This window comes from Holophaga foetida DSM 6591, from assembly GCF_000242615.2.
In the GTDB taxonomy this organism is placed as follows: domain Bacteria; phylum Acidobacteriota; class Holophagae; order Holophagales; family Holophagaceae; genus Holophaga; species Holophaga foetida.
On record NZ_KI912268.1, the window covers coordinates 1,709,835 to 1,731,045 of the forward strand.

General features: G+C 58.9%; 15 protein-coding genes and 1 tRNA gene. 6 read left to right on the plus strand and 10 right to left on the minus strand.

Annotated features, from left to right (window positions below; all coding sequences use genetic code 11):
* The first annotated feature begins 52 nt into the window (after window positions 1-52).
* From HOLFODRAFT_RS0207400 to HOLFODRAFT_RS0207410, 3 genes are all read left to right on the plus strand, one after another.
* Window positions 53-2,293, plus strand: coding sequence for an AAA family ATPase (locus tag HOLFODRAFT_RS0207400; RefSeq protein ID WP_005035547.1), 2,241 nt, complete (start codon window positions 53-55; stop codon window positions 2,291-2,293).
* Between the two features lie 64 nt (window positions 2,294-2,357).
* Window positions 2,358-7,709, plus strand: coding sequence for a DEAD/DEAH box helicase (locus HOLFODRAFT_RS0207405; RefSeq protein WP_005035545.1), 5,352 nt, complete (start codon window positions 2,358-2,360; stop codon window positions 7,707-7,709).
* 442 nt (window positions 7,710-8,151) lie between these two features.
* Window positions 8,152-9,171 carry a hypothetical protein gene (locus HOLFODRAFT_RS0207410; protein WP_026939134.1) on the plus strand — a complete coding sequence of 340 codons (1,020 nt, stop codon included), beginning with the start codon at window positions 8,152-8,154 and terminating at the stop codon, window positions 9,169-9,171.
* Window positions 9,172-9,468: 297 nt separating this feature from the next.
* On the opposite strand, the gene HOLFODRAFT_RS0207415 is transcribed toward HOLFODRAFT_RS0207410, so the two are convergent.
* The 10 genes from HOLFODRAFT_RS0207415 to HOLFODRAFT_RS0207475 all read right to left on the minus strand — a co-directional run bounded on the left by HOLFODRAFT_RS0207415 (window position 9,469) and on the right by HOLFODRAFT_RS0207475 (window position 19,824).
* Window positions 9,469-10,125, minus strand: coding sequence for a hypothetical protein (locus HOLFODRAFT_RS0207415; protein WP_026939135.1), 657 nt, complete (start codon window positions 10,123-10,125; stop codon window positions 9,469-9,471).
* 213 nt (window positions 10,126-10,338) lie between these two features.
* On the minus strand, window positions 10,339-11,103 hold the full coding sequence (locus HOLFODRAFT_RS19995) for a helix-turn-helix domain-containing protein (RefSeq protein ID WP_148300388.1): 765 nt from the start codon (window positions 11,101-11,103) through the stop codon (window positions 10,339-10,341).
* Window positions 11,104-11,306: 203 nt separating this feature from the next.
* Entirely contained in the window at window positions 11,307-12,875 is a 1,569-nt protein-coding gene (locus HOLFODRAFT_RS0207430; protein WP_026939136.1) for a hypothetical protein, read from the minus strand.
* Between the two features lie 461 nt (window positions 12,876-13,336).
* Complete coding sequence (locus HOLFODRAFT_RS0207440) at window positions 13,337-13,954, minus strand: hypothetical protein (protein WP_005035535.1); 618 nt, start codon at window positions 13,952-13,954, stop codon at window positions 13,337-13,339.
* Window positions 13,955-14,272, minus strand: a complete 318-nt coding sequence (locus HOLFODRAFT_RS0207445) for a hypothetical protein (protein ID WP_005035533.1) — start codon at window positions 14,270-14,272, stop codon at window positions 13,955-13,957.
* Entirely contained in the window at window positions 14,272-15,741 is a 1,470-nt protein-coding gene (locus HOLFODRAFT_RS23895) for an AAA family ATPase (protein WP_005035531.1), read from the minus strand. The genes HOLFODRAFT_RS0207445 and HOLFODRAFT_RS23895 overlap by 1 nt, the downstream gene beginning before the upstream one ends.
* A 991-nt stretch (window positions 15,742-16,732) precedes the next feature.
* On the minus strand, window positions 16,733-17,155 hold the full coding sequence (locus tag HOLFODRAFT_RS0207465) for a hypothetical protein (RefSeq protein ID WP_148300389.1): 423 nt from the start codon (window positions 17,153-17,155) through the stop codon (window positions 16,733-16,735).
* A 3-nt stretch (window positions 17,156-17,158) separates the two neighbouring features.
* Window positions 17,159-17,431: a helix-turn-helix transcriptional regulator gene (locus HOLFODRAFT_RS25640; protein ID WP_341871910.1), complete on the minus strand. Its 273-nt coding sequence runs from the start codon at window positions 17,429-17,431 to the stop codon at window positions 17,159-17,161.
* Between the two features lie 82 nt (window positions 17,432-17,513).
* The gene (locus HOLFODRAFT_RS24440; RefSeq protein WP_148300390.1) at window positions 17,514-18,419 is read right to left on the minus strand and encodes a hypothetical protein; all 906 of its coding nucleotides are present in this window, start codon (window positions 18,417-18,419) and stop codon (window positions 17,514-17,516) included.
* A 40-nt stretch (window positions 18,420-18,459) separates the two neighbouring features.
* Window positions 18,460-19,824 (minus strand): tyrosine-type recombinase/integrase, encoded by a 1,365-nt coding sequence (locus HOLFODRAFT_RS0207475; protein WP_005035521.1) that lies wholly within the window; start codon window positions 19,822-19,824, stop codon window positions 18,460-18,462.
* A gap of 118 nt (window positions 19,825-19,942) precedes the next feature.
* Here HOLFODRAFT_RS0207475 and HOLFODRAFT_RS24445 point away from each other — a divergent pair.
* From HOLFODRAFT_RS24445 to HOLFODRAFT_RS22820, 3 genes are all read left to right on the plus strand, one after another.
* Window positions 19,943-20,041, plus strand: a tRNA-OTHER gene (locus HOLFODRAFT_RS24445).
* A gap of 288 nt (window positions 20,042-20,329) precedes the next feature.
* Complete coding sequence (locus HOLFODRAFT_RS22815; protein WP_005035519.1) at window positions 20,330-20,737, plus strand: hypothetical protein; 408 nt, start codon at window positions 20,330-20,332, stop codon at window positions 20,735-20,737.
* A complete protein-coding gene (locus tag HOLFODRAFT_RS22820) occupies window positions 20,734-21,132 on the plus strand; it encodes a type IV toxin-antitoxin system AbiEi family antitoxin domain-containing protein (protein WP_005035516.1) in 399 nt (132 codons plus the stop codon). Before HOLFODRAFT_RS22815 ends, HOLFODRAFT_RS22820 begins: the two co-directional genes overlap by 4 nt.
* Window positions 21,133-21,211: the final 79 nt, after the last annotated feature.

Sequence of the window (21,211 nt, forward strand, 5' to 3'; positions counted from 1 at the left end):
GGGAAGGCGGAAGATTCACCCCGACACACCAGATCGGTTACCAGGAGTGGGGATGCTCAAGCAGATCAAAAAGATTCAGGACCTAGGCATCTTCGCTGACTACACGCGCCCTACGTCGATGGCCGACTTCGGCCTGAAGAACGTCATCTATGGCTGGAACTACTCCGGGAAGACGACATTATCACGCCTATTTGGTGCTCTTGAGCATCGCAAGCTTGGGGATTACAACGCTGCCAAGTTCACGATCACCGATGCAACCGGTGTCATCACCGAGCAGGACTACCACACGAGCCAGAAGATCGTGCGCGTCTTCAACTCCGACTTCATCAGCAACAACCTGAACTTCGCTGGCAGCGCCTTCAACCCCATCTTACTTCTCGGCGAAGAGTCCAAGGACGCCGAACAAAACATTGAACAGCTCCAGAAAAAATTGGTTCGATGTGAGGCAGGGGCTAACAAGAGTCAACGGGGGATGACTTCGATCTCAACAGCTTTGGCGGCAGAAAAAACGCGAGCCTCTGCTGCCATCAAGGCGAGGCTTGGCCTGATCCCCGCCTTCGGGGCAACCCAACTAACCACATACATGACCACTGCTGTCTCAGGCACGGACTACAAGCTGTCAGATGAAACGTTGGCGAACGATCTGGTTCTCGCGAAAAAGGCTGAAAGCGACAAGCCTTCGGCTGTCACCAAGGCCACCGCCAACCTGCTTCTGGCGGGGCTCCACCAGGAGGCCAGCGCCCTTCTGCGGAAGGTGCCCGAGTTCTCTAACACCATCCAGCATTTGCTTGATCAGGCCGAGGTTTCAGAATGGGTCGAGACCGGCTTGAGCCTGCACGACCACAAGGACAAGTGCGAGTTCTGTGGGAATCCTTTGACTCAAGCGCGTTTGGCCGAGCTACACGGGCACTTCTCCAAAGACCTGATGGGGCACAAGGCCAGCCTGAACGCCCTTCTCCAGCGTGTTGATGCAGCCAAAGTGGCAGAAGGACTGAAACAAGAGAGTGATTTCAATCCTCCCTTCCGGAACAGGCTGAAGGACATCAACTGCGCGCTCACCCCAGCCGTGACTGGCTATAACGCTGAACTGGGACAGCTCATTGCTGCTCTCCAGGAAAAAGTGAAAACCCCATTTGTCATCAAGGATCTTGCCCCCCTTGATGATCAGATCCAGACCCGCCTTCAGGATTCGATCACGGCTCTGAACGCGTTGATCGATGAGAACAACGCGATAGGCGACAACTTCGCCCAGGAGAAGAACAACGCCATCGAACGCCTCAAGAGGCACTTCACCCAGGAGTTCGTTGAACGGGAGAAGCCCGAAGTCGGAGAGGCGAGGTCTCTGGTCCTATCCCGGAGACGGGACCAGTTCATCGAGTTCAAAAATATCCTTGAAGTGGCCATCAAACAGCAGAAGGCCATCATCAGTCTGGCCCAGAAGGGCCGCGAGGAGATCAACAGACGCATCGAGAACCTCCTGGGCAGCGACAATATCCAGATCGCTGTCGTCAAGGAGGGAGACGCAGAGCGGTTCCAGCTCATGCGCGGCCCAGCCGTGGCCAAGAACCTGAGCGAAGGCGAAAAGACGGCAATAGCCTTCGCCTTCTTCCTAACCAAACTCCAAGAGATTAAAGCGTTAGGTGAAGCCATCATCTTCATCGACGACCCCATCTCAAGCCTGGACAGCAACCACATCTTCCAGGTCGCGGCGATCATCAAAGCCACGTTTTTCTTCCAGGATGCTTCCAAGGAAAACAAGTGGTGCTTGAGGTGCAAACAGATTTTTCTCTCCACCCACAACTTCGATTTCTTCACCCTGCTCCGTGAACTTCCAATCAATGAAAAGGAGAGTAGCTACTACATGGTGAAGCGGGTAACGCCAACGACCTCCACGTTCATTGGCCTACCAGAGTCGATTAGGCGTTATTCATCCGAGTATCACTACCTCTTTAACGTGCTCTATGAGTTCAATGACGCCGACGACAAAACGGACCTGGGAGTGTTGCTCTCGGTGCCCAACGCGATCCGGCGCTTCCTTGAGCTTTACACCTACGCGAGGTGCCCAGATCACATCAACAGCACTGTTGACCGTCGCGCTGATCGCATTTTCGGGGTAGAAGAGTCAAAGCGCATATTGAAGGTTTTACATACCTTTAGCCACTCAAATAACATCGAGCGGATTGCCACGAACAACGACCTGATCTGCGATATCGAAGGTGCCGTCAAGGAGCTGATGACGCTGCTGGAGAAGGATGAGATGCACTTCGCGGCCCTGAAGGCATCCGTTACCTGATCAAAGAACCGAACAGACCGATCCACTCCAAACGTGTCAACTGCTGCTCACTATCGAGTTACTCATGTCACTGAACCCCATCGTCTTCACCAAGCAGATCCTGGATACCTTCCTCCGCTACCAACGGACGGCGTTCCCGTTTTCGGACCCCAGGTTGGCGGCCCAGGCCAAGGAGATGCTGGGGGAGAGCCTGACCAGTCACCTTGCCAAGGGCCCCTTCGTCAGCCTCAGCCGCCCCTTCAGGCTCGGAGCTACCGTAGCCTCCTTAGTGGCCGAGAGGGCCCTCCACGGCGGGATGAAGGGGGTCATGCCCTACCCCACCCTCTTCCTGCACCAGGAAGAGGCCCTGCGGGCGGTGAAGGGCGGGAAGCATCTGATCGTGTCCACCGGTACGGGGTCAGGGAAGACTGAGGCATTTTTGTCCCCCATCCTTGATACGGCACTGACAGCAAGGGACGAAAAAGCCCCTCAGGGCGTCATGGCTGTGCTTGTCTACCCCATGAACGCCCTGGCCATCGACCAGATGGACCGCTTGAGGCGCATGCTTCGCGGCTCAGGGATCAGCTATGGGATGTGGGTGGGTTCCACCCCAGATAGGGACGCAGGGGCGGATGTTGAGCGGGCATCGGAGACTCTGTCAGGGGAGACGCTGTCGAAGTGGTTAGAGGACCCCAAGGCCAAGACCCGTCGGGTCCCCCAGGAGGAGCGCATCTCCGAGGAGGACATCCGCACCCGCCCCCCTCGTCTCCTGCTCACGAACCCCCAGCAGTTGGAGATGCTGCTCACCCGGGCCAAGGACCAGGGCCTATTCTCCAGTGGCATGCTGCGCTACTTGGTCTTCGATGAGGCCCACACCTACGAGGGCACCACCGGGGCTGAGGTCGCTGTGCTCATCCGACGCCTCAAGGCCTTCGCCCGGGGCGAGATCACCTGCATCGGCACATCGGCGACGTTGGCGGATCCCGAGCGCGGCACCGAGGCCGCCGCCCGCTTTGCACACCGATTTTTCGGGGTGCCCCAGGACAAGGTAGCGGTCGTTGAGGAACGCTACGCAGAGATCGAGTGGCCCACACCAGGAGCCCTCCAGGCACTACCTATAGGTGATCCCATGGCCACCCTGGAGAGATTGCTCGCCACGGTCACGGGGGAGGACTGGGAGGACCTACCCAAGCTGAACACCGAGGTGAAGCGTTGGTTGGGGCAGAACATCCCGACCAAAGCCTCCGCCGAGGAGGGCCTCCATCACCTACTGGCGGCGAACCCCATGGTCCAGGCCATCGCGAGGACCTTTGCAAAGCCCTTGGGGTTGGTCGAGGGTGCCGAGCAGGTCGCGAAGGTGACTGGGCGTGCCGTCGACCCAATCTGGAATCAGGTGGAGGTCCTGGCCTACCTTGCGATGGGCGTCCGGGCGCAGAAGGAGGGGGACCCCATCCTCCGCCCCAAGCTCCACACGTTCATCTCTGGCCTAGACCAGGCCCACGCCCGCTTCGAGGACGACAACCAACTCAAGCTGTACCTCACCAACAAGGTGGACTTGATCCAGCAGCACCCGGACTGGCAGCCCTCGGGCATCTTCCCCGTGTCGGTGTGCACTACATGCGGCCAGCACTTGATGGCTACCGAAGTTCACGGCTTTGCAACCGAGGACGGTAAGGTTATCGGCGGACAGCAGGAGGGTCACAACGCCGTCTGGGCAAGTGGGGGACAAATCCCTGAGGGACCTGCGACCTCCACCTGTTACTTCACCGACCAGCTTGCCTGGCAGCCCGACGACGATGGGGACGACGACACTCTACCGTTGACTACCAGGCCAGAGCTGAAGGGCACTGTTACGGGCTACCTGTGCCGCAGGTGTGGAAGCATGCACGGACGACAAGCAGACAAATGCCTGGCGCCGAAGTGTGGGGTTGAGCTGCCCCTATTGGCAGTCGAGATCCCTCAGGAGGAGAACACCAAGTGTCCAGCCTGCAGGTCAGGTAGCCGAGGCTATAAGGGGGCCGTGCGCCCCTTCCGCGCCGTCCGGGCCTCCCAGGTGGCAGACGTTCACACCCTGGGGCAGGCCATGCTCACCTACGCCTCCAAGGACCACCGGAAGCTGCTGGTGTTCGCTGACAGCCGCCAGGACGCGGCCTTTCAGGCAGGGTGGAGCGAGGACCACGGTAGGCGTCACCGGCTTCGCCAGTTGATGTTCCAGGAGATCCAGAAGGACGACGGCCTATCCTTCGGAGCCATCCACAGCCGCCTCGTGGATCGATTGCTGGCAGACAGCTTCTTGCTTAGGGTCATCGCTCCGGAGGTCATGTCCTACTTGGTAGGGACGACAGACAAGGACCGACTCCGGAAGGAACTGGCGAAGTATCTCCGGCACCGCCTCATGGCCGAGGCAGCCACGTCCTACACGAGCAAATACGGCTTGGAAGCCTACGGCCTTGTTCAGATCGACTACCCGGAGCTGGACGCCCACCCGGCCAAACTCCGGGAGCTGGCGGGGATCCTGACGTGGGACCCGGCGGACGTGCGACGGTTCCTTGCCCTGCTGCTGGACAGTTGGCGGCGAAACCAGATCCTGGCCGACAGCCCGGAGGGCGGGGGCGACACGTTCACCCGCATCTGGAATCAGGGCGCACGTGAGGTCACCAAGGGCTACATCCAGGAGTTCAAGCGACCGAAGGTCATCGTGCTCAAGAAAAAGAAGGAGGGCGACGACGAGCGCAGGCAGGTAGCGCTTGTTTCGAAAACCGGTCGGACCTTCGCCCTGGGGCTCCTCGCGAAGTTGACACCAGGGCGCTCGCCTACGGATCGGATCACGTTCATGGAAGAGGCATGGGCCTTCCTGAGCCAGTCGTCCCTGATGGAACACATCACCTTGAAGGGCAGCGGCCTGAAGGCCACGGCCCTACCAGGGGGTAAGGGGTTCTCCCTTCTAGCGGACAGCTTGAGCTTCAAGATCGCCACGGAGACCTGGCGGTGCCAGCGGTGCCGGAAGCCCACCATCCACTCGTCGCCCGGGAACAAATGCCCCCGGCACAATTGCGACGGGGTCCTCAAGTCCGAGCCCTTGGACGAGGACAATTTCGACGTGGCCCTTCTGCTCCAACCCGACTTCGAGCCCCTGGTCCCCTCTGAACACTCCGCCCAGGTTCCCGCCGACGTTCGGGCCCGCATCGAGCGCGAGTTCAAGCGGGAGGATGGGGATCTCAATTGTTTGGTGGCCACCCCCACCCTGGAGATGGGTGTCGACATCGGAGCCCTCGACATGGTGCTCATGAGGAACATGCCCCCGGGCTCCAGCAACTACTGGCAGCGAGCGGGACGGGCCGGTCGACGAGAACGGATGGCCTCGATCGTCACCTACTGCAAGCGCTGGCACCACGACCAATATTTCTTCAACAACCCCCTGGACCTCCTCCGGGGCGAGATCGAGGCCCCCAGGTTTAACCTCCGGAACCCTGTGCTCGTCGCCAAGCACGTCCATGCCGTGGTCGTCGGCACCCTCCTACGTCTGGAGGGCCCCGAGTCCGAGGCCATCAAGGCCATCTTCCCGTCGTTCGTAGGGGGCTACATGTTCCACTACGACGCCGACGAGGAAAGGACCCGCCTTCGAGCCCAGGCCCCCGAGGTGGGTGAGCCCTTGGCGGAGTTGGTGATCAATCATCGGGATAAGCTCGTGGTCGCCGTGCGGGCCGCCTTCGACCAGTCGTGGCCGGTGGAGGATCAGGAGACGGTTCGTCATGACATCCTGGATGGCCTCCTTGATACCCTGGGCCCCGACCTTCAGGACGTAGTGGAACGCCTCTATCACCGCGCAAAGTGGGCGAGCGATCGTCGAGCCGAGTGGGCCAAATTGGAAGGGGAAGGCAAGGAGCTGGAGGAGGCTGAACGTCGACTGAAGCAGCGGTTCGACGCCATGATCCGTGCCTACCGTGGCAAGACCCAAGATACCTATACCCTTTCCGTGCTGGCCCTTGAGGGCTTCCTGCCGGGTTACGGGATGACCCAGGGTGGATGTCGCTTCGAGTTCCACGGCGCCGACTCCAAGTCGGCTAGCCGGGACCTGTCCCTTGGGCGTGGACTGGCCCAGGGGGTCCGGGAGTTCGTGCCGGGCAACCTGATCTACGCCATGGGGGAACGATTCAAGGTTGTCAGCTTCAGGATGAGCCCCAAACCCGAGGACAGGACCGCCGAGCGTTTCGAGATTGGCGTTGACCCGGAGGCCCCTTTCCTCCGCCTGCCCGGTCAAGCCGGGAAGCTTGGCGTGGCCGCCGCGACCCCACCCGCCTCCGTGGACGCCATCCCGATGTCAGACGGCAGCCTGGACCACGCAAGCAGGATCACCGACGACGAGTCTATGCGGTTCGCCTTGTCAGTGGACCTACGTGCCAGTCAGTTGGAGAACGTCCACAACGGCGGCGCCACCTACACGGCCCCGACCGGACTTCAGCTCCAGCTGCTGCGACAGCAGAAGCTCAGACTAGTCAACCTCGGACCAGCCAACCTCTCCCGGCAGGGTGAATGGGGCTACCCGATCTGTACCGTGTGCGGAGCAGCTCGGAGTTCGATGTCTTCGGACGCCGAGAAGGCCATGTTCGTCGAGACCCACGTAAAGTCATGCGGGCAGGCACCGGTCCCTCGGGCCTTGTACGCCGACGTTCGGGTGGATGGTCTGCGTCTCCGAGGTCTAGCCTCCATGGCGGACGCAGCCAACCTCTGCGAAGCCCTCCTGCTAGGTGCCCGTGACCTCCTGGACATGGGAGAGCGGGATCTGACCTGGGTGGGCATCGCCCAGGACGACGGCTCCTGGGAAGCACTCCTCTACGACCCCATGCCCGGTGGCTCGGGGGTCCTCGACGAAATCCTAGACCGGTGGGAGCAGGTGCTAGATGGGGCCACGGAACGTCTCATGGGATGTCCGGAAGCTTGTGCGACGGCTTGCTACGAATGTCTGAAGAACCACTCGAATGCCTTCCACCAACCCTACCTGGACCGGGTCAAGGCCACCGATCTCCTGGCCATCTGGCGTGGTCTCACCATGCAGAACACCATTGAGCCCGCGACCGGGGACATGCCCACCAAGGGCCAACCTCACCATTCAAAGGAGCAGGTGTTCCTCCTGGCCCTGCAAGAGGCCGGGCTCGTCGGCGACGATGGCCCCGAGCTGAATGCGAAGCTGGACCTCGGGGACGGCATCGTGACCAGCCCGGATGCGCTCTACAGGGACAAGAAGGTTGCGGTCTACCTCGACGGGATGTCGTCTGCCTTGCACGGGAACCCGAAGACGCAGCAGACCGACGCGATGATCAACCGCATCCTCAAGATGGAGGGTTACCACGTGCACCGGATCCCCTGGAGCGCCCTCAGCGACCCGATGGGGAAGAAACAGCACATGGAGGCCATAGGTCATAGTCTTCAGGGTTAAGTCGTCAATGCCCATCAGAATCGACACCACCGTGGCGCAATTGGGTGCTCCTTGCCACGGAGAGGCGAGCAACCTTGGCTTCCTTCCATACCGTTGTCCTAGGGACCCAGAAGAGAAGGAAGGATGACCTTGTGCAATGGAGATCTGGATGGCTGTGAACCGAGAAGCTCTATTTGAAGAAGTCTGGGCGAATCCAATGTTAGAAGTCGCCGACCGGTATGGGGTGTCGTCCAGCTACCTGGCACGAGTCTGCCGAAACCTGGAAGTGCCGACTCCGCCACGGGGATACTGGGCTCGTCTGCGCGGGGGTGCACAACCCCGGCGCCCGAAGCTTCCACCCGCACGTCCCGGGGCGGATATCGAATGGAATCAATCAGGGCGAGCCAAGACAGAGCCATGGCCCTACCCCAAAGCACCGGACCACTTCAGGAAGCACCACCCTGTGGTCAGGGAGCCAGCAGCACTCCACCCGTTAGTGATGCCAGCCCTTGAAGCACTCTCGGCTTCTAAAGACTCCTATTTCAATGACTACCTAAAGCCCCGCAAGCAAGCAATCCTGGATGTCCATATCAGCCGAAGGGAGTTGGATAGAGGATTGAAGGTTTTCAACCTAGTTCTAATGAGCTTAGAGGCTTGCGAATACTCCATCGAGATCGCTGGCCCACGAGAGCCAATCCGCTGGATTGACTTTAAGCCCATGGATCCAAAGAAACCTCGGACCTGCCATGTCTGGCATTGGTGGACGCCTTGGCGCCCGACAATCCTTCGGATTGGGACCCTTGCCATAGGTCTCTCTTTCTACGAGATCAAAGAGGAGGTCCTCGCCAAGGAAGTGAAGAACGAATGGATCCCCTTAGCGGATGAGCCCGCCACCATAAAACGTCCTGGCGCTTCCAGCCGAGTCCAAATCCAAGATATGCCAGGTGGACGTTTCGCCCTCCGAGCCTTCTCGCCCTATGAGGGAGCACCCTGGGAGCATTGGTGGAGCGAATCAAAACCTGGTGAGTGGTCTTCGACGCCCCCCTCAATTGCCCGGACGATTGAGTTGGCCTCGTCCACAATTGCGGACTTGGTGGAGAAGGCTTGGAGAAAGCGCGAGGCGGAATGCATTCAAAGAGAGGCTGAACACCGAGAATGGGTTCGGAAACAGGAGTTGCAGCGCCAAGAGGAAGCGCGCCTCGAAGCCATTCGTCGACGCGAGAAGGCGTTCAACGATAGTCGAAAGGACCTTCTGGCTATGGTCGAAGACTGGGCCAGGGCCAAGCGCATTGAGGCCTTTTTCGGGGACATCATCCAGCGATCTTCCGAGCCTGGGACGATAACCCAAGGAGAACACGCAGAGAAAGGAGTTCCGCAAGAGCTGCTCGAACGACTCAGCCAAGCTCGTGACCTGCTTGGCGGAACGGACGCTCTCGAAAGATTCAAAACGTGGCGACCTCCAGAAGAGCGCCTCGATGATTGAGAAAGGCTGTTCCCCCAAGCTCAGCCCATCTATTTCCTGTGGTTCAGGTAGGACCTTTTTGAGCACAGTGCGTAGCTTACCCGCGAGGCGTCCTTCCGTTCCATTGCCCTAGGGCCTCGGAATGGAAGGAAGAATTGTCAAACTTGATTGCCAGGCATAACAATCTCATTGGCGACGACAAAGTGGCGGACTGGAAGTAGTAAGGGGCTTGTGAAGTGTCAGAGGCGGTCTCACAATTCAAGGGGGCGGTTCGTGGCTATTAAGGATCGTTAATCCGGCAGGTTGAGGAGATGCCCCTCAAGGTAGCTGGTTCCGCCCCTCGAATCCGCTCACGGCCTCCCGGTCGTGGGCGTTTTGATTGACATCTACTTGGCGCTCCCAATACAGCACGAGGTCCCGCTTGCCGCACCGGAGGCGGCTCGGCGGGCATCGGTAGATGAGCACCCCCTCCGGCCCCATGAGGGTCAGGGCGTGGCGGCAGAGCTCCAAGCCCCGCTCGGCCCAGGCATCCCAGCCGCCAGGGGGCGGAGGATCATCCTCTGGGGTAAAGGCGGCGTGGGCCTCCCACTCGCCCTGCCAGACTGCGAGTTCAGTGCCCAATGCCACGACCTCCGGACCCTCATCCAAGAGATCGACCAGTTCAGCACAACGTTCGTATTGGTCCCAGGCATAGGCCCCGCCGTAGTCGGGCATGATGCGAATGCTGGGCTCTGGGCCCCCTTCCCGTTCCATGGCAAGCTCTGACGCAGTCCAGTCCCAACGGGCCAGGGTCACGCGCCGTCCCGTGGATGTGAGGAAGTAGGTCCGAATCCGCGCCCCCTCGGGCCAAGTCCCTCGACGGATTTTCCGGTAGAACTGTGCATCGGGCAGAACCGCCAAGCACCGACCGTCCGGACCGACAACCTCCATCCACCGCTCGTCCATAGGCGCTTCGACCAGCCGGAGGCCTGGCATCTCTATAACATCCATGGACACGCTCACACCCCCGCCGCCTTGATGTTGTAGACCTCGAGTTCGGCCAGAATGCGACGGGATTGTTCGATGGGAGTGTCCATCTTGTCCTCCATAGGTTTGCGGTGGGCGTGGTATTGAAACGCTTTATGTGGAGACCTACTCCACCAAGAGGGATAGTGCGAAAACCCTTTGCGGAGTCTTTACCTTGCCTCGTCACAGGATCGCTTCGGGTGGGCAATCCACGGGGAACTCCTCGGATCGTATTGGACCGCGCTTCCCCGCCAGTACGAGGCGCGCCTGCTCCAGAGCTTGCCGCCTAGCCTCCTTCCCATGCCAAAGGCCAACCGGGATGGATCCGAATCGCTCGGCGTAGAGGTGCTCGACTTCAACGTCCTCCTCAGGGAGGCTGACGCGATAGGCGTCGAGGCGCTTCCGGGCCCGGCCCGCATGTTTATTAGCCAATGCGGTCAGTTGAGCGTCTCCGTCATCAACCGCGGCCTGGAGGTAAGCCGCAATCGCCTCCTCGTTGGTGAGGTAGCGGACAGGGTCGCAGGGGCGGGTCTTCCTCTTCCGGACTTCCTCCCAATAGAGGAGCAGCGGCCCCATTCTTGGCACGGAACAGAATCCGTCCCTCGTATAGACCACCAGTCCATCGGAGCCCATGAGAGTTATCAGGCGGCGGCAGAGTTCAATGCCTTGAGTATCGAAGGCATCCCACCCCCCTTCGGGCGCGGCTCCCGCAGAAAAGTCATCAATGTCGATGACCTCCCATAGCCTTGCCCACTCGTCAAAATCCTGGTCCAGGCGTTCGGCGGCCTTCAGATCCTCTGTATATCCCTCGCAAAGATCCGAGGCCCCATCGGGCGCCCACAGATAGGCTCCCCCATACTCCGGGAAGATTCGGCATCTCGGAGCGAACCACGGTTCTGGATCCGCCACGAGCTTCCCGCTCTGCCAAGTCCAAAGACCAAAGGGCAAGCGCTCTCCCTTACCCGATATCACGAAGGTGATAAGGCGGGACCCTTCTGGCCAAGCCCCTTCCCTGTGCCACGGATCCGTCCTTTCAAAAATCCCAAGGCTCTTCCCCTCGGGAGAGAAGACTCGGAAGCCGAAGCCGGTGAACGGGACTTCCTTGAGGAGAAACCCCGGTATGCCATGTGGGCCGGACGCTTGCGACTCACTCATTGCTCATCCCCTTCAGCCTTGAGGTTGTATATGGGCCTGGCGAGGGTCCCGCTGGCGGTGGCGCCCTGGAGCCAGAGGGTGCCATGGATTTCATCCCCGACAGCGGGACGGTATCCCGCCTCCAGGACATGCCGGGCCGCGTAGACTGGCAGGCGGGACCCATCGGGGCCCTCCACATCCATGCGATAGACCAGACCACTCCAGGCCGAAAGGACATCCAGGGATGCCACACGCCCCTGGAACGCGCAGTATTCGTCATTCTCGAGAAGAAGGCCGCGGTCTGGATCCGTGGCCGACCCCAGATCGATGGCGAAACCAGCCAGGTAGACCGGCAGGGTGCAATCGACCTGGAGCTCATTCCTGGGGTGCAGGTGGTCGACATGGAAGAAGGTCAGAAGGTGCCCTTGGGCGTCCTGGGCCTCCACCGTGGCATCCTTGTCGCCCCATGGCTGGATATCCCGAATGTGGAGGGAATACTCTGCCCCATCCCGGGCCACGGGGAAGAAGCCCAGAAGCTCCGGCCCTTCGCCGACAACTATGCCTTCCACGCGCCAAGTCTCTAGTCCGCCCCCCTGAGGAAGGGCCGTGGCGCTCACCATGGACCATCGGCCTCTCCGGGGAGGCGCAGCGAAGCGCAGATCCGAGGAGTCCGACACTTCATGGAAGTGACACCGGAAATCCACCGGGAAGTCGGGATACAGGGCCCTCCAATGGGCGAGCCCATCGTCCTCCAGTTCCTCGGACGCCTCAAGGTCTTCATCCTCCCGACGGATCAGCCCCAGGACCTCCTGATAGGCGTCCTCCGCTTCCATGACCCGGGCGATCAGCTCCCTGTCCAGGCCGGTCCTGAGAACCAGGTAAGCCATCTCCTGGTCCAGATCCAGACAGGTCGGATCCTCTGGTAGGAAGTGGCGCATGGCCACGCGCTCGCGCATGAGCCCCTCGTCCTCCTCCCCCTGAGCCGTGCCCGCCAACTCCAGATAGCGCTGGGCCGCCTCGAGCACCTGCCTGACCACGGATTCCTCCTGGGAAGTCTGGTCAACGGCGAAGCGGACGGCCTCCTCGAAGTCGTAGAAGACCCCCAGCAGGGGCTGCTCGCCCTCCCGGGCATCTGGTGCCCACCGGGCAAAGGGAGCCGACCAAGCCGCCACGAGGCCCGGATCGGGACTCATGAGCGGCCCGGCCATCCGGGCCAGCCACCCGGCAAGCTCCTCTTCCCGGTCACCATCAGGCTCCCTGCCCTCGGTTACCTGCTCCAGCCACAGGCAGGTGCGATTCTCGGAGAGCGTCCGGACGCCCAGGACCTTGAATCGGGTTTCTGGCGAAAAATGAACCTCGCTCTCGCCGGACACGCGCCAGGCTTGGTGAGCCAGCACCCGGAACACGAAGGGAAAGTCCTGTTCCTCGTCGATCCTCACAGTGGCCTGCCCCATGTGCTTGACCACCTCTCCAGGACAGTAGGCGGCGAGCTCGGCCATCTGGAGATGGGCCCCACGCCAGGCCCACCCTTGGAAGGGCATCGAGTAGAGGGAATTGGAGGCATTCGTGGTCATGTCGGTATCCATGGGACCAATCCTAGCCTCGACCATATGACAGAGGCTGTCGCAGGTCAGACGAAGGGCAAGCGTGCCGATCCGCGCCATGGATAGGACCCCCGTCCGGCGCCACTCGGAATGCTGGGCTGCATGCACCCGACACCGGGGAAGCAGACACCAGGCCAGCTCTGGGCCTCATGGCTCCAGTTCGGGGGGCCTTGATTCTCATACGGATTCTGGGCGGTGCCAAGACCCTCAATGAGCCGACGGCCTATCATTCGATAATCGACTGGCTGATCAGCTCCGGCCCCTCGAACCAGCCCAGCCCCGGCCGTGCTCGTCCGAAAGCCTTCTCCAACCGGGGCCGTTGATTGTCCCAGGTTGGGCCGATCACCCAGGGCCCCTTCCGGAGCAGGTCACGGATGGCCCTCAGGACCGTCCTCCGGTAATGCCACCGGGGGAACACGGCCAGGGGCGGCAGGATGCCTAATCTACTGGTTTTGCCCTCCACGAGTCCTAAGGCCACCAATCCGTGATTGATCCCCCTCAGCCTCAAGCGGCACAGGATAGAGACCACGCCGAACGTCTCTCATCAATGTCCAGTCGTCCCCGCAATCCTCATGTTTTGCTCTATCCATAGGCAAGTCCAGGGCATCTAGGCCAATCTCCTGAGCCCTCTTGGCAGCCGTGAGGAGTTTCAGCAGGCTATCCCCCGTCTGTGGATGAACAAGTTGGTTCAGAACCTGGCGCAAACCAAGCTCTGCCAGGGCCAATGCTGCCATTCGGAAACCAATCTCTCGCCCCGCCAAATCCTTGATTTTCCTGTCATCAAGCTGTCTAAAATACTCGACCTTGAAGGCCTCCCTGCGTTGGTGGGCAGTCTTTCGGTCTAAGCCCATCAGGGCAAACCGCTTGTAGATCTGCTCAGGTCGAAGACCATAGCGTTTTGCCAAGTCCGCCTGGGAGGGCCACCGGCGTAACGACCCGGATTTGCCATCCTTACCTGATTGTTCAATATCCTCACCATGAACATAGAGGGCCTCGATCTCCTCCCATGGATGCTTCAAAGGGCGGCCAACACCTGACTTCCGCATAGAGTAGGTGGGCATCTATATGCTTCTCATGAAATGACCTGGTGGCTCAACAATGGAGCGAGCGGTCATGGATTCGAGGATGCTTGGATGAACAAAATGCAACAAATTGCAGGGGAAGATAGTCATCCGGCCTGCTGCAACACTGGCCTCAGATGCGGCCCAGGCCTTGGCCTCCGCTTCCAGAATGGATTTCAAGGCTTCCCGGTGCTCACCAATCAAAATAAGCACTTCGGGCATGGGTTCTTCACCTTCGCCAGTACGCCGGAGGCCACCAAACCTGAGGGTTAGGCAATAGCCCAACCCCTCGATCTTCGCTAACAGCTCCTGCGGCATCACAGGTCCACCTCATAGCGATCACCTACTGCCGCAGAGATGCTTGGTCGTCGGGCCAGCTCCACCAAATCGCCGTCCTTCCTTCCATTCCACTGGCCTAGGGAACCAGAATGGAAGGTCTGATTTTCTTCCATCTCTTCCGCCTCCCCACTTCCGGGCGGAAGCCCCGTTGTTTTCGGGCTTCCTTTCAGGTTTAGCCCTCGCCCACACTTCCGGTCGGATGGGATATGGCCCAGAATTTCCGCCTTCGCCCACCCGGCAGCCGTGAGGGAGGGATCCTGCAACCAACCTTCCTTGCGGAGCGCCGATAGCATTTTGTCCCATTGCCCCTTTGGGTTACCGGATTCAGGCCAAATCAATGCGGCAGCAGCCTTTTGGTCCAGCCCCCCCAGCCCACCAGCACCCGCGATGGATAGCAGCACAGAGTCCCGTTTGGTGAGTTTTAACACCGCAGCTTGGCCCTGGATCAGTGCAAGGAGCCGTTCAGATTCTGGGTGCAGGCTCAGGAATCCCGCCCCGAGTTCGTTGCTCTTTCGGCGTTCCAACAACACCGTCGCCCCCTTCTCGGCAGAGCTCATCTTGGACAAGCTCATGGCGACATATGCACCTCGAAGAGCATCCTCGCCATCCAATCCAGCGGTTTGAGCCTCGGAAGGAGATAAGGCGGCGAGTTGGAGAATGAATCGAGCTGCGGCCTCAACAGAACTTGAACCCCGTAGAGCCTCGGGATGAAGCCTTTGCCAGAGTTTCTTATCCGAGTTGCCATCATTACCTTTACCCACATGATGGATGGACAGCACCGAGGCCCCTGTGGCTTGGGCCAAGGCCGATACAGACTCATTGAAAGGGCGCATATCGGTCGCCGAGTTTTCGTCCCCGTCTGCCATCCGGCTTAGGGTGTCCAAAACGATCATTCCGCACCCTCCAGGGATGGCAGCAGCTTTCTCCGCCAAGGATGTCCACTGAGCTTTCAGGCTGAATACCGCACCCGATGTCCGGTTTGGGAAAAGGGGCACTAAGCCGCGAGTCAAGGCCTCTCGATGGGTGGGTGTCCACTCAGGATCCTCTTCCAATAAAGGGAGCCCACGGCGTACCCGCCGATGGAATTCTTCCTCATCATCTTCAAGACCTACGAAGAGGACACCACGGGATTCTCCCGGACTCACGGATCGGCCCAACACACCCAAACCGGAGGCAAGAGCCATCCCAACAGAAAGCGCCGTCATGGACTTCCCAGCACCGGCTCTGGCCGCCAAGATCCCAGGTACACCCGCAGGTATCAGCCCTTCAACGAGCCACCGTACGGGAGGCGGATCATCCGCAAGCATGTGGGCCATGTCCCCCACGACCCATGCCTGGCATAGAGGGAGAGTTGGATGTTCATAAGGCGACGGCCTTGCTTGGCCGTCCAATGCCACTGGTAGTGAGGGTTCACTCCTTGGATTGGCAAATTGCAAGATGTTCGTCATCGCAGCACCCCTGCGGCTCGCAAAACGTCTACTAGTCCCAGATGGGCATGGCAGGCGTGAGAACAGGTCCAGGTGGGCCACCGACCAGGCTCGTGAATCACAAACCCGGAATCATCATCTAGCCCATGTGAGTGCTCACCGGGCCAAAGACAATGGGTCCTCCATTTTGTCCCGCCCTTGTATGGCTGCCCTTGGCCAACCTTCACTCCTAGGGAGGCAATCAATTCGGAAAGGCGGAGAGTGCCCAGCTCCACCGGCAGGTTCGCTGTCCAGGAAAAGCCGTCATGCCTCCGTCGATTGATTTCCCGCTCAATATGCGGCAGTCTCGGCACCACAGGTACCTTCAGGCGATCCAATTGCCCTAGCGGCACTTTCAGTGGCTCACCCACGATTTCCTGGCGACGGATTGCCTCATGCCCGTCTGGATGGCCAGGCAGGAAAAACATCCGAGCCACATCCCGAAGGGCTCTGACATCCAGACCGCGGCGGGTGTCCGCCAAACCGAGAGAGGTCAGGGCCCACTCAGTCGCCTGCTCCCACTGGGAAGCTGGAACAGGCAAATACAAAGGCACCAGAGCCCGATGGCGGGGCCATTCTTCCTGATTGCTCCATGTCGTCCAGAGGTATCCTGCGACACCGGCTTCCCAAAGGGCCTCGGCCACTTCCCCCATCGACACTGGATTCTCAATGGGCACCTTTCGGGTCTTTGCTGTTCCACTTTTATGGAACTCACCGGGTATCACTTCCTCGCAAGCGTTGTCATAGTCAAGTCCCAAAAAGGCGAGGAATAGTGCTTCATCCTTTCCACGGTGCATTGGCATAAAGGTGGCGGGAGCAATGGCTGGAAGGCCCTTTTTGGGGTCGACGCCGTTGGGCCTGGGGCGGGGGCGGTTTGTGCGCTCAAGGATCTCCAAAAGAGCCCCCCAAGCCCCTTCCCAGGGCTTGGGGGTGTTGTCTTCGGCGCAGGTAAAGAAAGAGCACCGAAGATGCTTCATTCAATCCCCCATTGCCCGACCCTGACTTTGTCTGGGCCCAAAAGAAAGCGAAGCGCTTTCCGGAGTTCCTGCTCAGCGGCATTCCTCACAAATCTTGGATGCACCAGCATCCCGCACTGACCGTCGAAATCTACGGTAATGAGAAATGGATCAGCGAGGCCCCGGAGCCCCTCTTTGACCAGAATCTGGGCCCGGGCCCCTGCCTTCCCATTCACGGCCCTCCTGGCTAACTTCCCTATCAGAGAACGAAGGGAATCGGGATTCCAAGAGGGGTAGTGCCGCTTGAGCTCATGGCGAACTAGCTCTTCCGACTGCAACAGGCACCGCATGCGAGTGGAGAATGCATCTCCCATCGTGAAACCCATCTCCTCCGCAGCTGTCGGGCGTTTGCAAACAGGAATTTCATACTTCTGAGTCATGAGCTACACCGCCTTCCCGAGAACCGAGGATGTCGAAGCACAGGTGTTCTGCTCCACCCATGCGTCGAGAGCCTCCTGCGAGTAGCGAACAAGGCGACCCACCTTAATAAATCGGGGCCCAGTTCCAGAGCACCTCCATTCGGCGAGGGTCCATGTAGAACACTCCAGGAAAGCTGCTGTGGTTTTTGGACTCCGCAAGGGAGTCGGGTTGGTTGTGATTGTTTTGGTCATTGCTGTCTCCAAATGGCCCAACGCGGGCGCTGGAGACAGGTTCATGGATAACAGTCGCTAAAAAAACCCTACCAACCTTAACGGAATGATGGAGGTCCCTAAGGCCCCACCTTCATAGCCTTATGCCCTACTGACCCTGAGGCCTCCTTGCCAACGCCTCCTTCTCCATACGCGGCGTCTTAGCCGCATAACGATCCGCCCATGAAGGGACCTCGCCAGTGGCAGCCTGATGGACCAAAGAAAGGAACTCTGACACCGGCCCATATTTTTGCGCTCCAAATGGCAAACCGAGGTCCCGGAGCAACTGACGCACATTCGAAGCAAGGAATAACCTTGGCATACTTCCAGACGAGTCATGAAAACCAGATAATGGGCCACCAAGGTCATCAGGAATCACTATTTCTAGCCCTCTTGATGCAGCAACTAGCTCTTTCATATAATTGATAATTTTCAAGTCCATACAACGTTCCACCATACGTTTCGAACCCGAGTCAGATGGGCCAAAAAATAGGTCTGCGACATCCAAAAGAGCTTTTTCTTTATCACAATTAGGAATTGGCAACAAATAGCCAACCAGCATCTTTCTAATTTCAACCATTTCCCATGGATAACGTAACACCTGATGTACTTTTTCTCTAGTAAAACCAGACACACCCTCCAACGCATTTATAAAATCTTCCGCCGCAATTCGTATCGTCTCCAATTCTTTTTTATAGATAGAATTTCTAGGAGACTTTTCAAATCGTTCTATATCCTCAACGTATTCGCACACAAAATTCTCTGCAAGTATTTCTGATGCTTCCCGCAAAATTCCGCTCTTATCAATCCAATCAGCCAGGTTATTAACATATTCTTTATTCAAATTATTAACTCGGCTATAATGCATCTCAACATGCATATTTCTACACGATACCATATCATCCGGATAATCTTGATACCATGCAAGAACCCAATGGGGCCGATAATGCATAACTTCTGCATAATGTTTCAAAAAACATTCTTCTATTTTATTAATCAAATCAGCTTCTTTCACACATTCCCCATCAACGCGCTAAGTTTAAAAATTTGACGAATCAGATGCCAGTTGATTTACCTCGAGCCCTGACTCCCGCCCTGGAGACCTTTGCCTCTGCCACCACATCCACGTGCCCATCAAGCAACGCTTCCATCCGTGCACCAATAGCCTCCACGACATCCCGTAGAGGATCGGCTCCCAGGCGGGCATATCCTGCCGTCACCGTTCCGGCGGCATGACCCAACAATGCAGCCACGATCAATTCTGGGTAACCCATCCGAGCCGCTACGCTGGCGAAGGATCGACGTAGATCGTGAATGGTCACATCCTCTAAGCTCACCCAATCATTCTTGGGAACTTTGGTTTTTCGCTGCACTACATGGACTATGGCCCGAACCCGCACCCAAACTCCTTGCAGATGAGATAAGGCTTTGCCTTCTTTCCGACCAGGAAAGACAAATGGATTCCCGCGGGTCTTAGGAAGATGTTCCAAAAGGTCCACCGCGGCACCACAAAGAGACACAACTCGGGCACCCGTCCGTTTGCTTGTCTTGTGCTGCTCCAAACGAATTACCCCAGCATCCAGGTTCACATTATCCCAGGTAAGGGCAGGGATTTTTCGCGAAGCATGCCCGATGAGTTCAGACTTCCGCATGCCCGTGAGTAAGGCTAATCGTATGGCTGCCAGGGCGTACTGATCCTCTGGGGGCATAACCATTAGGGGCCTTTCCTCGCCATTACCAGCGGGTTCCAAGTGCCGGAGCGCCGCACCGAGAGCAACCAACTCCTTGTCCGAAAGATGCCGATCCTTCTTGGTCTCGGGCGAACGGGCTTGTCCTTGCGCAGGGTTCGACAGCCCCGGACGAAGACCCCATAGTGAGGCCAGAGAGAACATCTTGGAGAGCACCGCCCGAGTTCGATTAGCAACGATCCCCTTTGCGGTGCCAGCCCGGACACGGGACAGTAGCGACGCCACATCCGAGGGTTGAACGTCCTTCACTCGCACGGCCCCGAGACCCGGAAGAATTTCCTTGTCCAAGAGGCGTTCGTATTCCTTAAGCGTGCTCTGTTTGAGGGTAGGGAGGTGTTCCTTCTTGAATCTTGTCACGAGTTCGTTGACCGTTTCCGCCTCACGTTCGGCTTTGCGCTTGGCACCTGGATCCTCACCATTGGCGATTCCAGCTAGAAGCTCATGGGCGGATTTTCTAGCTAGGGCCACCGTCAACTCAGGCCATCGGCCCAGAGTAAAGGTTTTCTGATGACCATGCACTCGGTATCTAAGCACCCATGACCGCACCCCGGCCGGGGTGACCTGGAGCTCCAATCCTCGGGTTTGGGCATCTGAAACTCGGAAGAGGGTGTCCCTCGGGCCAAGGCCCTCGATTACCGATTTAGTAAGATTCACACCCGACGCTCGCCCCATCAGACTCCCCCCTATAACCAGTTACCACATCCTTACCACATTCTAGGCCCAACTTCGTCCATTCTAGCCTCTGAACATCCAATGGATTTACAATACAACTTCAACATTAAATACATTTGGAACAAATTGGCACAAAAAGGCCCAACTCAAAAAAACTGACTCGAAATCAGGTGTGGGTGTGAGCCCACCGTAGGTTCGAATCCTATTCTCTCCGCCAGATAAACCCTGAAGCCAAACGGCTTCAGGGTTTTGTTTTTGGGGAGGATTCGAACCCCGAGGGGATTATGAATGGGGACGTATCTCGCCTGTATCTCGAAACGGGCAGCCCGCCAGTATCTGAGGAGCCGACACGCAAGCCCTCCCTGTGGGGCAAATCCTGTTCATCGCCATGGAACCAGGAAGGCTCGGGGGTTCCGCGTTGCAGCGGTGACACCCCTCGGATATGGTTGAAATCTCAAAACGAAGGGACTAATTTAATTAGGATTTTTGATATATTTGCTCAACCGTGAGCCTCCCGACCTTCTTTGCCCTGCATCCCGTATTCACCCGGGAGGTCTTGGTGCGCCACCTCGCCGAAGCGGGGGGCAAGGAGCCCAATCCTGCCACGGTGCGCGAACTGCTCCGCTACCACCAGCGCACAGGTCGGATACTGGCGGTTCGCCGGGGACTGTTCGCAACCGTCCCCCCAGGGAGCACACCCGAATCCGCCCCCATCGACGCCTTCCTGGCGGCGGCCATGGGGTGTCCCGAAGTCGTGCTGGCCTACCACACCGCGCTGGAGTTGCACGGGTTGGCCTACTCCTCCTTCGAGGAGGTCCAGTCCTCGTCCCGCGTTCACAGCGGGCTTGGCCCTTCAGGGGCGTGGGCTATCGCCCGCTCCGCGTTCGCGAATCCCTGGGGGACGCGGCCATGACCCTCGGTGTGGATTTGGTGGACCGCCAGGGGATGGATGTTCGGGTGACGAGTCAGGCACGCACCCTGGTGGATGTCCTGGATCGCCCGGAATGGTCCGGCGGCTGGGAGGAAGTCTGGAGATCGCTGGAGGAACTCCGCTTGGTGGACCTGGGGGAGGTCCAGGAATATCTGACACGTCTGAACAACGCCACCACAGCTGCCCTGGTGGGTTTCTTCCTGGAGCAGCACCGGGAAGCCCTCCACCTCGGTGAGACAGAACTGGCCCGCCTGGAGCCCATGCGCCCCAAGGGCAGACACTACCTGAGCCGCACCGAAGGCGGTCGGCTCGCCAAGCGCTGGAACCTGATCGTGCCGGAGCCACTCTGGCGTCGCACCTGGGAGGAAGCGAGATGAACCTCTCCCGTGAAAGGTTGTTGCACGAGGCGGGGACCACGGGCTTCTGACCCGAATTTCCTCAAGCAGGGCAGCATAG